We start from the raw sequence: 12553 nt of genomic DNA on the forward strand, positions 1-12553 counted from the left end.
AAACATTTTGTACAACCTCCCTAATCAAATAAATTTCCTATATTCGAAACCGCATTGTTTGTATTAACAGCCTGTGTTATTTGATTACTATCTAAATAGATACTATTATCTTTGGCCAACAACTGTGCTAGTATCTTATTTTGTTTTAAAGTTGCATCCAGTAAATCTTTCGTATAATTAACCGATGTAGATCTGGACGGTTCACTAGTTGTTTCACTTTGATTACCTAGTAGTGCTAATAATTTATTAAAATCTGTCCGAATATTAAGAGTTTCCATGATACTTCCCCAGCCATTAGTTCCGTCAGCATAATGTTTAATACTTTGGAAAAGTGTTTTAGTTTCTTTAGCTGGCATTACGTGAGTACCTCGTGGTAGGTCAGGATATATTGTTGGTTTATCAGCACTAAAAAACATTTTACCGTTTGGAAGGCTAACCAGTTCACTTCCAGCGTTAGCCCCTATGCCATCTCCTAGTATAGCATGTCCTCCTGGGTGTCCTTGTGGTGGCGTTCCCTTTGCCCACCAATTTGGCGTTTGTTTATATTGCACAGACGGTGTACGTACTGTAGGAGCCGACATAGATATTTTTTGACTGAAGATATATCTAACTTCATCCCAAGCCCATTTAGCCGTATTTATAAGCGCGCTAGTAGATGCTAATGTTGGTGAAGGCATTTTGATTGATCCAGAGAAAATTCCTTTAAGATCATCGAAAACATCTTTACCTTTTATATAAATTTTTCCAAACTCAATTCCAGCATCAAGACCTAATCTTTCCCACTTCGTTAATATCTCCCCAGTGGTCAGATTAACTTGTTCAATCAATTTAGGGTTTTGCTCTTTGGCTGTATTAATTACTGATTGGTGCATTTCCTCTGCTTTTTTTATAGATTCATTCTTTTGGTATTCCGCATTTTTTATCAACTCTCTAGCTTGTTCTGCGGTAATCTCCCCGGTTTCATCACGCATCATTTCAATAGCACTTACTTGTTTGTAATACGTCTCTTCAGCTTCAGCTACTGAGCCATCTTTAGCTTTAATGGAATTTTTAATTGTATCAGCTGCTTGTCTTGCAGTTATGTCAGCTGCCTGGTCTTTCATTCTAGTGAGTATCGTTTGTTGTTCTTTTTCATTTTCGGTAAGTGTTTCTATTGCTAATTCTTTTTGTTTTTTCTGTATTTGATTAATTTCCTGTTGTTCGGATTGAGTTAAACTTCTGTTTTCTTGTGATGCAGTTTCTAAAATTTCTTTTATTCTTTCCTGACCCTTTTTGGTGGTCTCAATTCTTTCTTCAAAGCCACCTGTTACATTTTCTAAAATTTCTGCTTGCTCTTCCTCGCTTATATCTATTGCTTCTGTAAATAATTCCTGGATAGCTGTTAAACTCTCATCTTTTCTTTGTTCTAAACCCTCAACAATCTGTTTGCCCATTTGATCAAACGTACCGGTTAATGATTCGGCCATCTCCTCAGATACTTCTTGTCCACTCCATGATAGTTGATTTAACTGTGTAGTAGCTTCGTCGTTTAAATCCACAAAGCTGCCAACAGCTTTTTCTGTATTTTTTGAAACAGATTTTCCAAATAAATCAATCTGAGGAATAACATCTTGCTTCATATGATTATGGAGAGCTATGCCACCTGCAGTTAATCCTGCGATGCCTAAAGTCGCCAAAGCCAAGGGACCGCTGCTTACTGTAAGGGCACCTAAACCTCCAATTAAAGAAGCTTTACCCGCTCCACCAGTTGCACCTTTTTTACCGATAGCTCCGGTTAAACTACCGGTCACTTTTAAAAGTCCACCAATACCTGTGGAAAGACCACCTACTATGGATAATACAGGTCCAGCAGCAGCTACAATTCCACCAAACATTAAGATGTTCTTTTTTCCCTTGTCATCAAGTTCTTCAAACCAATCTGTGACACCCTCAATCCCATCTTTAATATCTGGCAATACTTCTCTTGTAAAATCGAGTAATGTCTCACCAACTGGTAATAGTACTTCCTTAGCTTCCCGCCAAGTTGATTTCCACTGTTTTGAGATAGACTGCTCGGCATTCTTGGTCATATCATCCATCGTACCGTCTACATCTTTAATGCCTTCTCCTATGCCTCCGAGTGAATACATCGCATCAGATTCTAAATCTTCGAATTTAGTTCCAAAAAGCTCAACGCCAATCTGATTAGCGAGCACTTGGTCATCCATACCTTCCAATTCTTTCAGCACGGCATTGGAAACGTCTTTAACTGTTTTATCGCCTTTTTGGAATTCTTTCCAAACTTCTTGTGTGGAACCAGAAAGGTTGTCCATTGCATCAGAAGTTGCGTCCGAACCATCTTTCACGCGAATCTGGAATTCTTTCATTACATCGTTAATGTAATCAAGATTATAAACACCTGCTTTGGTACCTTTCTGCAGTAATTCAAAGTACTCTTCAGCAGAGAATCCCATACTACCAAATAGAGTTGAATACTCACTCAAGTTATCAAACATTTCATTGCTGAAGTTAAGCCCGTTTTGTGCCCCTTTAGCCATTAAATCAAAGGCTTCATCTGCTTCAATAGCAAAGCCTTTCATGATATTGTTTCCCGCTCGTGTGACCTCGTTTACGTCTGAGTCAAAGGTGTCGGCTAAAAGAAAGGCTTTCTCCGTAATTCTTTCAAGGTCTTCATTGTTTAGGTCTCTTATATTTTGCTTCGTTTGAAGTACCGCGTTATCTATTTCCTCTGCACTTTCTCCGAATCCATTTTTATAAATGTTTCGTGATATATCCGTCAGTTCTTTGGTTTCTTCCGCGGTGAGACCCAAAGCATTCTGAATTCTTACAGCAGAGTCTTCGTAACTAGATGCTACTAATCCAACTGCAGCCCCAATGCCTAATACAGCCGGAGTAACGGTAGTGGACATAACGTTTCCAGCGTTTTTTGCTTTGTCGCCGAAGGCTTGCATTTTGTTACCTGCGCTGTCTAACTTGTCACCCATTTTGGTCCAGTTAGAATTAGAGATGCGTTGCTCTTCTTTCAACTTAGAAAGATCATCTTCGACTCGTCCAACATAATGGCTTAAATTGTTTAAAGAAGCAACTTGGTTGTTGTATTCTTTAGCAGCCTTATTTGCTTCTTTGGAACCTTCTCCGTGCTCTTTAACCATTTTCTCATAGCTTTTTCTAGCGCTATCTGTAACGGCTTTTTGCACGTCTAGCTTTTTATTTAAGCCTTGCAGTCGTGTTTCATACTTACCAATGGATTTATCACTTTTGTCAAAGGCAGACATGTTGGCTTTCATTTCACTATTAACAACAGTGAGCTGTGATTTCAAATCTTTTAAGCCTGAATTAATCTTCATTGTTTCTAGGTCTAACTCAATGGACAACCCTTCGATTCTTTCAGCCATCTTTCATCCTCCTTTCTAACCACCAAAAGCAGCAATGAGGGACTTTTCTTCTCGCGGTTTATTTTTATCTTGCATAAGTTGGACAACGTAATGGATTGGCATATCTAAAATGTCATTGATATCCTTGCCACTTTTCATTAATTTATGGATGAGTTTATCCATATACTCAGCTTGTTTGGCGATAGAAAAATCCTCATCCGTTAATCTCTCTTCGCCAAGAAGTTTTTTGTTTCATCAGACTGTTGACCTTGCGCAACAAAAATAAGTTGTTGTTTTAATACATCCTGTCCGCCCGGTGCGTGTAGGCGATTATAGATATCATTTGGGGTGATTTTCCCTGCAAATACTTCATTGGCCACGAAATCGGCGATTTTATCAAACTTATCCGTCTCTGACATCTCAGCATCAGTCTCCACCTGATTCCAAACTTCAATGGCATTTCTTGCAACTCTAAGGGGGATAAAAGCTGGGGTCCATACTTTTTCAATTTCAGGTTCATCACCTTTTAACACACCCTCTGGATTTTTTACAAGCTCTAGCATGTTTCGTTTTAAATTCGCCACGTTTATTCCTCCTTAAATAAAAAAAGAACAAGGTTTTATCCCTACTCTTCAACTTTTTTAATTAATGGTCTTCCTGCTTTATTATCAGATGCAGCTAATTCGTCCAATCTATCCTGATTGACTTTCTTGTTGGCCGGCTTTGGAAACCGATCACCAACAAAATAATCTTTGTCTTCTTCCAAATCGTGAAAACCTTCAATCACTTCATATTTAGCTTTAGCCAATTGTCGTACCTCCCTAATTGCTTCAACGTATTTGATAGATGCTTTATCCTGGTTAACATGTGATGTATCATCTTCAAACGGTGTTTGATTTACATATTTACCTTTATAAAATAAATTTTGATGGTCATTCACCACGCCAGCATTATGAAATATTTTTGTATTATAATAGCTTTGAACTGGATCCGTTGGCCAAGAGAAATTCATTTCTTCAGGTACTATGACATTTATATCAAAATGATAGATATTCCAAAGTTGGGCCCACATCTCTGCAGTCCATTTTTGTATATCCGTTTTAGATTGACTCAATAATTTATAGAGCGTAACGGAATCTTCATATACCTTTTTCCAATATGCGTATGTTGGATTTTTAATGGCCCATTGTGCGCCACCTATAGGTTTATTCTTTCTAATTAATGCAGGATCAACATCTATGGCATTGCACATATCTTCTAACAAACTTTTATCTTTGCTATCAATATAATCAACGCTTAAATAACTTTCGCAAGCAGATGCAAGCCATTTATTTTCAGTTGGTTTAACTTTAGGTATTTCTCTTAAAAGCACATCACTATCTAAATAAAAATATGTGTCGTTTTCTCTTGATGAATTCTCTTCCAAGTAATTCATCCATAAATAAGGTTTTACAGATGGAATGTAGGATTTATCATGTCTTTCATCGTGATATACATGTGTTTCCACGCCAAAATTATCCTCTAAATAAACAGGCACCCGCTCATCCTGCTTCGTAAAAAGCAGAACAATATCTCGGATGCCAAGTGATTGAAGTCTTGTTATGCATACCTCTAATTCCCACTCGAAACGCTTGATAGCCGGTTGGCAAAGAATATACTTCATACGTTATTACGCACTTGTAGTAGTTGTTGTTGTGCTTGAACTTGTAGTTGTAGTAGTTGTCGTTTCAGGGTGGGCTAAACCAAATATCTTCTGGAACAACACATCACGGTTGGTTGTTGAATCTTTAGCATCACGAGCAAAGATGACTGATTTCTTTCCTTTTGCAAACCCAACTACTTCACGATCCATAAATTGTGCTGTAATCTCTTCGCTTGAAAATTGCGTATTTCCACCTTCTTTTGAATTACCACTTACGTTCGGTCTAGTAAAAATACCTTTAGGTAAACCAACGTATTCTTTTGATCCATCCTCATATGTTTTAGCAAATACACAAGCTACATATGGCGGGTTATCATTGCTACCGGCTGCAGTTAATCCCTCAACAGTTTCCCATCCCAGTAACTTTTGTTTATCTTCGATCGGAATCTTATGAAATCCAGAAGTTACACTAACATCACCGCTAGATACAGCCATTTCAGCTGTTACGTTATCTCCATAAGCTCGTACAACATCTTGCGGCATATTAACGGTAATATTTTGTAGAAATTTAACGCGTTCGATTGCAGTAGCCGTTAAAGTATCTCCAACTTCTCCGTAATAAAATTCGTCAACACCCGTGGAAGCTTTATAATTCTTTTCTTCTCCTGCCATATTTATCACTCCTATAAATTTTTAAAATCTTCTCTATACAAAGAACCGCGATACCTTCTCGCATCACGGAAAACACCATCTGCATATTCATTTGGTCCTGCTCGTTGCTTAAAACCGATTGTATTCCACATCACATCGCGAATTGCATTTGCTAGATTTAACGTTTCTAATCGATTGCGTGACCATACTTCAACTTGTATTAAAAAATCAATCTTGATCCAAGTATTGTCCGCAAAGTCGATTGGTTCACCATCATCAAATGGATCAATGATAATGAAAGGATTATCTACATCCCCAGTCTCTGGATATTCATAATATTTAATCCTTTCGAATGCTTTTGATTTAATAAATTCATTAGCAATAAGGTGACTATAAACAATTGATAGTATATCCATCACAGACCACCTTTCAATGCTTTCCGTACTGCATCACGATATGCCTTCTCACTATTTTTTAAAGATCTAGCAATTGCCCCTTTACCGTCTGGGTTAGGATTATTGATGGTTCCCCACTCATTAAGGTGGATGATACGATATCGTTCATGAGGGCCGCGCCAGTGTACTTTCGTTGTGCGTGTACCATTTTCCCAATATGGACCTTTAACAGTGATTTCTTCAATACTTTTCCCAGTGTCTTTAAATGTTTCGAACTCTTGTTTAAGTTCTTTTACAAATTCGTTAGTTGCATTTATCAATGCCTTATCACTAATTCGTTGCATGGCTTCTTTACCTAACTTATTTTCCAACTTAGACAGCAAATTACTAAGGCCTTTAACTTTCACACTAATGTTACCAGTTTCGCAATGATGTTAATAAGCCTATTATTCTGTGGATCCGGTTGAACGTGTTTTACGTTGTATCGGTTGTTACGATATTGTGGATGATTGATAGAGATATAATGCTTGTCTGTTGCAAAGTAATCATCTAACGGATCTCGTATGGTAATTGTAATGTCGGACAAAGTTCCGTTTGACTTAGCTAACTCGACATCTTTCATCCACACTTCAGTAATCTTCCCCATGCATTCATGTAGTGTCTGTTTCTCTGTTTCGCCTGGTTCAGGTCCTTGGTTAGGTGCATACTCATAAAAAGTAATAGGTGTACGTAATTCACCGCTATGGACGCGTGGTGGTTTATATTCAAACTTTCTCAACTTATCCACCTCCTGAAGTTGTAGTGGTTGTCGTTGTTGACGTTTCATCTGGAAGCATATCGATACCCAAACTATTAATTGCACTTAAAAAGTTATCTTCAAAATATTCAACAGCATCATTATAAGCATACCTAGTGCGTTCCATGACTAGCTCAGTTGCTCTAATATCTAGTGAAGTATTACCTTCAAGATTAAAAGATCCACACTTACTCTCCACGTAAGCATAAGAAAAGGACAACAATCTTTGTAAATTGATGTCCTCTCCGCTATGGGCTATATGCATTCTTTTTTTAAATTCTCCTACAATTGTTGGAGTAATTACATCCAATCACATCACCTCATTACGCGCTAGTCGTTGTGCTGGTAGTTGTAGTCGTTGTAGCTCCATAAATATCCAAATCGTACACCTGAGCTGAATATTTATCTTTTGGCTTACCAGTTGCATATTGTTTCTGAAGGTATAATGTTGCATCATCCAAGGCCATTGTTTGATCAAACTTCTTAATTGGCTCTGAACCACCTGTCGCTGCGATATACTCTCCTTCTACGAAAAAGAGAACTTTACCTTCTGGAACAAAAATAGATTCTTCTGTATCCGGATTAAATGGTAGGTTAGTTACATAAGCACCGTTAGCGTTTTGAACCGTAGCATTTGCCTGAATGTCAATTGTATTAAATGGATTGGTGACCATCACAACCTTACCAGCTACCTTCTTAGGTTCATCCGCATCCGTTCCGTCACCTTTTACCTTTTTGGCAAGAAGCTTAACCACATCGCGCATTTCATTGATAAGTGTTCGACCAGGTTCAAAGGTAAGTTTTTTAACAGACTGTTTTTGAACAACCGCGCCATCAGATTGTTTTACATATAATAAACCAATTGGCATATTGTTGCCGTTACCAGATACAAAACCTTTTTCCAAACCTACAGCCATAGCCTCTTTAATCATTGTACGAACATAGCGTTCCACCCAAACCGGACCAAGTTTCAACATATCATTTGCCAGTGGGATAAAGGCAGTTAGTTTTAATTGAGTAATAGACTCTTTACGGAATGCTGCGTTAAGTTGCCCTTTGATACTATCAAATAAAGGTCCCCATACCGCTGCGCCTTCTGGATCTGAATAAATAAACTCCTTTACAGCTCCTAAGTTTTGTAATCCCAATTTACTCAATAGTGGATGCTCTTTCTTTAGTTCTTCAAATACTCGTTCTTGCGTGGTCTTAGGAAGTGTTTCAGTCTCTTTAAAACCGCCATCTTCTACCACAGCGTTAAAGAACTTAGTTTCCTCACTGGTTAATACGTTTTGACCACGTGACTGCATAATAGCGTTATCTGCAGATTGCGTGTGCACTTGATCTAAAATATCACCTTGTACATCATAAGCAAGTGCTTCAAGCATTTCATTCAATGCTGTTGACTGTTCTTCTTCAGTACCTTCCTGTGAGGCCTTAGCAAAGGCCAGTTTCTTCTCTTCAAAATTATTAAATTTGATTGGCATAGTCATTCTCCTCTTATTTTAAATTTAAAAAAAGCTTACTCATATTCTGCTTAGGTGCAGGAGTAGGCTCCAATTCTGGTGGTTCGTTATTTTGTTGTTTCTTAGAATACTTTGCAACTAACTTGTCTTTGAAGTTTTCGTATTCCTCTTCATCATCTAGATCTTCGAGATCCTGAATTTCAATCTCTTCACCTACCACATCAGCCAGACCAAAAGCAACAGCTTCTTCGGCAGTTAAAAAAGTTTCATCATCAAGCAGTTGGTCCAATTCAGATTGTTCTCCAACAAAACGCTTCTTGTATGACGCTGCAAGAGATGTGTCTATTTTCCTTAAGTCTGAAGCAGTTTTTTCAAACACTGAAGCATTCCCGTATTCAAAAGTAGATGCTCGATGTATCATCATCATTGTATTTTCTGGCATAATAACTTTGTCTGCTGCCACTGCGATTACTGAAGCTGCACTTGCAGCAATACCATCAATATAAGAAATGATTTCCGCTTTGTGGTTTTTAAGTATATTACCTATAGCGACACCTTCAAACGCATCTCCTCCTGGTGAATTAATATGAACATGAATTTTTTCAGCATCAGCATCCTGGATTTTTCGACGAATACTGTTAGCACTATTTTCACTCATAAAGAAACCTCTACCTATCGGGCCATAAATGTACAGTGTGTATTCTTTCTTTTCAGCGTCAATTTCAAAACGAATGTCTGTTTTCTTGGTCATCATGTTCATTACTTGGTCTTTTAATTCCTTTGTCACCTATTATCACCTCCTTCAACGGTTTCAGAATAGTTTTTCGTAATAACATATTTGTCATGGATAGGATCATCAGATTCCTCCATCCCTAGTTTATCTCTTAATTCATGGCCATTAGCCGTACCAGATGATCTTAGCTTGTCTACTGCAGTAGCAACATCAAACATATCCCGATATTTAACGCGTCGTATGTCCATGCGATTGCCATTTAAATATTCTTGCTTTGTAAAAAACTTTCCGTTAAATTCATCTCCTATTTTCTTGAGAAAGAAGTCAACACAGAAAGTCATAAAGTTACGGGTATGCTTTTCGACATCTGCCATTTCACCATGTACCAATGATGGCGGGATGCCGAGCGCTTTAGCTACTTGATCTAAATAACCATTTGTGACTTTGTTGATATCATCTATTGCTTGGCCAGAGCCACTTGTCTTAGAATGTTCCTCATACTTAAAACCTTTTTGCTGAGGAATAATAGCAAAAGTCTTACTTTTTACAGCAGCATACATATTGTCAATAAACCGCTGTAGTTTACTTTGATTTTCTTTATCTTTTGGATTGACGTTTTCCATATCAACAGTAGAGCGTATTTGGTTTTTTAATTTCTGATATTCTATCAGTCTGCCAAACAATTCGCCGTAATCGCTATATAAAGAGTTTAATAGATTAGTTAATTTTTCGTTGTCGTATTCCAGATAGATAACATCGCTCATCATGAATGTCCTTTGATAAGTGAAATTTTTAATTGTGACACTTTTAAATGTATCTTCCACTAATCCATATTCTTGCCTGTAATAGTCATCCGCTATTAACAGATCATCACTATCTGACTTAATGATTAAACACTCGTTATCGTGAATCATTTTATAGATAACGGTTTGCCAAAACTGTGCTGCAGACATATTCTTATTTGGACGAACATTTAAGCGATAATAAAGTTCACCCTTAATTAATTTCTTGCCAGATTTTACTCGAAACTCTGATTGACTGATAGTTCTAGCTATTAGATTTACGCAAATTTGAATAGCCAACTGCTTCATGTGAATTCTTTCCGATGTGCTCTCAAGTAAATCAATGTCATGCATCTGTTCTAATTCACTGTTTTTCTTAAATAAGTCTAGCCATCCCAATGTCTCACCTCCTTAAAAGCTAATCTCATCTAGGTAGAATTCATCTTCTTCTAACTCGGTAGCTCGATACAAAGCATGAACAAACGCCTGGAATCCATCTGTTTTACGTTTCACTTCTTCTTTCTTTAAAAACTGTTTTCCGGCTTGCGTCTCTTTCACATACACATTGTTGGTAAACCACCGCATTAGAGGATTGTCACCAAATATAAACTTATGATTTGCAAACCCGTCTTCAACACGCGGAGCAAGCAGTGGGTGGATGCTTGAAGGTCTTCTTATACCTTCTACTTCAAATCCTTCTGCCTCGAGCAAGGGTCTTAATATATCCAACTTGTAATTATCGGCAATGATCTTCTCAACACCATATATCTCTCGCATTTCTACAAACCAGTTAACTACATGCATTGGATTTAATGATGGTTCATCTATAACTTTCATCAATCCATCTTTTTCCCACTTTTTTATAGGTGCTTTCTTTTCGGTACCGAAATCGTTATTGGTATTTGAATATCCATAATTCACATCGCAGAAATGTTTAATGGCAAATGTAAATGATTTAAACGCATATTCATCAGCCTTTTTAAACAGAAGGCCACACGTAGAAAAATCTCGCACACTACCAAAGTCTAATGATCCGATTGGTTTTGTATCGAGTTCGAAAAATGGTCGGTTGGTGGCCATCATCTCTTCACGAGAGGCAACTGAATTTTCCATGTTGTCCTCTATAAAATTCATACGCTTTGTGACAAACGCTGCACGCCCTGAAGGGTTATAAGCTAGCTTCTTATATTCCTTCATAACCTTGTTTAATAATCGTTTCCCTCGTTTGTTCAATGGTTCCTGAAGTGCTGGGTTAGCTTTCGCCCAATTTTCAGGATTGTCCATTTCTTCTAAATCATCTAACTCGCAAATGTATGGGAAAACACCAGAGAACTCAATTAATCCATTAAGTACATCTTCGCATTCCCGATATTTGATATCGAAGTATCCTTCTCGTACATAACCTTTCGTACCAATGAAGAATTGTCTACCGCAATCAACTTTACCAAGGCCACCAGAAAACACATCAACAATATCCGTATCTTCCATTTCGTGATACTCGTCATAGATAACAGCACCTTCACGCCCACCATCCTGTGAACTGGCATTACTAGTTTTATACTCGAAAACACTTTGAGTATCTGTACCAGTTATGCTACTTTTAAATGCTTCAAATTCTTCTAATAGATCTTCGTTACCGTTTTTATTAATGACACGAAAACATTCTAAGAAACTTCTCTTTGCCTGTTTCTCGGAGTTGGCAACAATAGATACGTCATAGTAGTCAATTCCATGCAAAGGACTAATAAAGTAATTTGCAAGAGTAGAGATGAAACCATTCTTCCCTCCACCACGTCCCATATTGATAACGAACTCATCAAATACAGGTTCATCATCTTCTTTACGGAATAAAAAAATGAATGGGGTTATAAATTTCTCCCATTCATCTAATTCGAAATACCATGTTTCACTGAACTCTATATAATTTTCAATTTGTTCCTCATCGAAGTAATAGATATCATCCCGAGGTAAAATATGTTTTTCGATTAAGCAAATTAGCTGTATTCTTTTTTTGTTAAGGAGTAGTTTGCCACATTTCCAGTTCTTTATATAATCTTCAACATACTTGTTATGCAGCATAAGCTATCGCCGACCTAATAATTTTGATTTCCCATCATTCTTTGGTTGTGGCAATAGATCGGTTAATTGTTTAATTATCGTCTGATAGGTTTTATCTCGATTGTCATAATTTTCAACGATTGGTCGTTTACGATCATAGGGTACCTGGCTCTCACTTTGCGAGAACTTTTCATATTCCCCGTTTTCTAAGATGTCTTTCCAGTTGTCATCCAGTAATATTCTCAGTCGTGCAGCTTGGGTGATTAATCCTTCAGCAACATTCAACTGATTTTTGGGGATGCTTTTGAAGAGACTCTTTAACCGTTCTGCCTCTGACTCCACCCTACCCTCCATGTCATCAATTCTGTCGTTTAACAAATAAAGTACAGATACATCCAATGCTTTTGCAATTCTATCCAGTAGCTCCAAACTAGGCGAATTTTTTCCTTGTTCAAGACTGGCATAGTAATTCGTCGATATGCCTGCTTCCTTAGCAAAATCAGCCTGTGTCAGCTTTTTTAACTTCCGTTTTTCCTTCATTCGAAAACCAACTTTTTGCTTATCCAAATTAATCACCTCCTTTCTGCACGGACCTACGGGGAGGGAGGGGCTAACAATTCACACCACAACTGCAGAATTGACTCCCCCCTTACCGGTGC

At 37.6% G+C, this 12553-nt stretch carries 14 protein-coding genes and 1 pseudogene; all 15 read right to left on the reverse strand.

Going from position 1 to position 12553, the window contains the following annotated elements:
• Positions 1–20: 20 nt before the first annotated feature.
• Positions 21–3395, reverse strand: coding sequence for a phage tail tape measure protein (locus ACI6MV_RS12265; RefSeq protein ID WP_407270594.1), 3375 nt, complete (start codon positions 3393–3395; stop codon positions 21–23).
• Positions 3396–3410: 15 nt separating this feature from the next.
• Positions 3411–3557, reverse strand: coding sequence for a phage tail assembly chaperone GT (gene gpGT, locus ACI6MV_RS12270; protein ID WP_407270595.1), 147 nt, complete (start codon positions 3555–3557; stop codon positions 3411–3413).
• Between the two features lie 38 nt (positions 3558–3595).
• Positions 3596–3958, reverse strand: a complete 363-nt coding sequence (gene gpG, locus ACI6MV_RS12275; RefSeq protein WP_407270596.1) for a phage tail assembly chaperone G — start codon at positions 3956–3958, stop codon at positions 3596–3598.
• Positions 3959–3999: 41 nt separating this feature from the next.
• Entirely contained in the window at positions 4000–4182 is a 183-nt protein-coding gene (locus ACI6MV_RS12280; protein ID WP_407270605.1) for a hypothetical protein, read from the reverse strand.
• Positions 4183–5043: 861 nt separating this feature from the next.
• The gene (locus ACI6MV_RS12285) at positions 5044–5688 is read right to left on the reverse strand and encodes a major tail protein (protein WP_407270597.1); all 645 of its coding nucleotides are present in this window, start codon (positions 5686–5688) and stop codon (positions 5044–5046) included.
• 11 nt (positions 5689–5699) lie between these two features.
• Positions 5700–6083: a DUF3168 domain-containing protein gene (locus ACI6MV_RS12290; protein WP_407270598.1), complete on the reverse strand. Its 384-nt coding sequence runs from the start codon at positions 6081–6083 to the stop codon at positions 5700–5702.
• The gene (locus ACI6MV_RS12295) at positions 6083–6433 is read right to left on the reverse strand and encodes a hypothetical protein (RefSeq protein ID WP_407270599.1); all 351 of its coding nucleotides are present in this window, start codon (positions 6431–6433) and stop codon (positions 6083–6085) included. The genes ACI6MV_RS12290 and ACI6MV_RS12295 overlap by 1 nt, the downstream gene beginning before the upstream one ends.
• 32 nt (positions 6434–6465) lie before the next feature.
• Complete coding sequence (locus ACI6MV_RS12300; protein ID WP_407270600.1) at positions 6466–6840, reverse strand: phage head-tail adapter protein; 375 nt, start codon at positions 6838–6840, stop codon at positions 6466–6468.
• 1 nt (position 6841) lies between these two features.
• Positions 6842–7123: a phage gp6-like head-tail connector protein gene (locus ACI6MV_RS12305; RefSeq protein WP_407270606.1), complete on the reverse strand. Its 282-nt coding sequence runs from the start codon at positions 7121–7123 to the stop codon at positions 6842–6844.
• 58 nt (positions 7124–7181) lie between these two features.
• Positions 7182–8342 carry a phage major capsid protein gene (locus ACI6MV_RS12310; protein WP_407270601.1) on the reverse strand — a complete coding sequence of 387 codons (1161 nt, stop codon included), beginning with the start codon at positions 8340–8342 and terminating at the stop codon, positions 7182–7184.
• A gap of 13 nt (positions 8343–8355) precedes the next feature.
• Entirely contained in the window at positions 8356–9081 is a 726-nt protein-coding gene (locus ACI6MV_RS12315) for a head maturation protease, ClpP-related (protein WP_407270607.1), read from the reverse strand.
• A 23-nt stretch (positions 9082–9104) separates the two neighbouring features.
• The gene (locus tag ACI6MV_RS12320) at positions 9105–10235 is read right to left on the reverse strand and encodes a phage portal protein (protein ID WP_483880217.1); all 1131 of its coding nucleotides are present in this window, start codon (positions 10233–10235) and stop codon (positions 9105–9107) included.
• Between the two features lie 12 nt (positions 10236–10247).
• Positions 10248–11915, reverse strand: coding sequence for a terminase large subunit domain-containing protein (locus ACI6MV_RS12325; RefSeq protein WP_407270602.1), 1668 nt, complete (start codon positions 11913–11915; stop codon positions 10248–10250).
• Between the two features lie 3 nt (positions 11916–11918).
• Positions 11919–12248, reverse strand: coding sequence for a hypothetical protein (locus tag ACI6MV_RS12330; RefSeq protein WP_407270609.1), 330 nt, complete (start codon positions 12246–12248; stop codon positions 11919–11921).
• Positions 12249–12281: 33 nt separating this feature from the next.
• Positions 12282–12434 (reverse strand): annotated as a pseudogene (locus tag ACI6MV_RS12335) (helix-turn-helix domain-containing protein); the annotation flags it as partial.
• Positions 12435–12553 lie beyond the last annotated feature (119 nt).

This window comes from Radiobacillus sp. PE A8.2, assembly GCF_045635475.1.
GTDB lineage: Bacteria > Bacillota > Bacilli > Bacillales > Amphibacillaceae > JBJGXI01.

Bases quoted from the DNA above. Each gene is read 5' to 3' on its own strand.
- ACI6MV_RS12330 (WP_407270609.1), bottom strand. From the start codon at position 12,248: ATGGAGGGTAGGGTGGAGTCAGAGGCAGAACGGTTAAAGAGTCTCTTC.
- ACI6MV_RS12285 (WP_407270597.1), bottom strand. From the start codon at position 5,688: ATGGCAGGAGAAGAAAAGAATTATAAAGCTTCCACGGGTGTTGACGAA.
- ACI6MV_RS12310 (WP_407270601.1), bottom strand. From the start codon at position 8,342: ATGCCAATCAAATTTAATAATTTTGAAGAGAAGAAACTGGCCTTTGCT.
- ACI6MV_RS12305 (WP_407270606.1), bottom strand. From the start codon at position 7,123: ATGCATATAGCCCATAGCGGAGAGGACATCAATTTACAAAGATTGTTG.
- gpGT (WP_407270595.1), bottom strand. From the start codon at position 3,557: ATGGATAAACTCATCCATAAATTAATGAAAAGTGGCAAGGATATCAAT.
- ACI6MV_RS12325 (WP_407270602.1), bottom strand. From the start codon at position 11,915: ATGCTGCATAACAAGTATGTTGAAGATTATATAAAGAACTGGAAATGT.
- ACI6MV_RS12315 (WP_407270607.1), bottom strand. From the start codon at position 9,081: ATGAACATGATGACCAAGAAAACAGACATTCGTTTTGAAATTGACGCT.
- ACI6MV_RS12290 (WP_407270598.1), bottom strand. From the start codon at position 6,083: ATGGATATACTATCAATTGTTTATAGTCACCTTATTGCTAATGAATTT.
- ACI6MV_RS12265 (WP_407270594.1), bottom strand. From the start codon at position 3,395: ATGGCTGAAAGAATCGAAGGGTTGTCCATTGAGTTAGACCTAGAAACA.